Source organism: Salinimicrobium oceani (assembly GCF_012037645.1).
In genome coordinates this window covers 1-737 of the sequence record NZ_JAAVJR010000118.1, presented here as the reverse complement: position 1 = coordinate 737, position 737 = coordinate 1, and the positions used below count along the sequence as shown (strand labels likewise).

1 protein-coding gene is annotated in these 737 nt (G+C 44.9%); it reads right to left on the bottom strand.

Annotated elements, in window-relative coordinates; translation table 11 throughout:
* Positions 1-86: 86 nt before the first annotated feature.
* A partial coding sequence (locus tag HC175_RS15770; RefSeq protein ID WP_168139385.1) for an SDR family NAD(P)-dependent oxidoreductase occupies positions 87-737 on the bottom strand: 651 nt, incomplete at its 5' end.

Genomic DNA, 737 nt, shown 5'->3' with positions numbered 1-737 from the left:
ATCTGTCGCTTTTTATCATAAAAACTGTTTTCGCTATTATGCGCGAGCAGGTTCTTAATAAGAAGGCGTTTGTTGATCATTTCTGCTTACTCCTTGTGGACAATAGTAGAGTTGGCTTGAGCTGTTGGCAGTACAAGCAGGTCTGCAATGTTGACATGAGCAGGTCTGGTGACCATGAAAACAACAAGATCGGCAATATCTTCTGGTTTTAAAGGCTCATAACCTTTATACACAGAACTTGCCCTTTCTGAATCGCCTTTAAAGCGTATTTCGCTAAAATTTGTTTCCACGAGTCCAGGATTAATGGCGCCTACTCTAATTCCGGTGCCATTGAGGTCAATGCGCATACCTTTATTGATCGCGTCAACTGCATGTTTACTGGCGCTGTAAACATTCCCATTTGGGTAAACTTCTTTTCCCGCAAGAGAACCAATGTTCACAATATCTCCGGATCTTCTCTCCAGCATCTGCGGAATGATTGCCCGGCTCACATAGAGTAATCCTTTAACGTTAATGTCGATCATGGCGTCCCAGTCTTCGAGGCTGCCTTTTTGAATAGGATCCAGGCCGTGAGCATTGCCGGCGTTGTTCACCAGCACATCGATCTGGCTGAAATCCTGCGGAAGGCTCTCAATTGCTGATTGCACTGCCTCTTTGTCCCGCACATCGAACTGAAGCGTGTGAACTGCTGTTTTTTCCTCAAGTTTTGTTTTTAATTCCTGCAGCGCTTCTTTTCG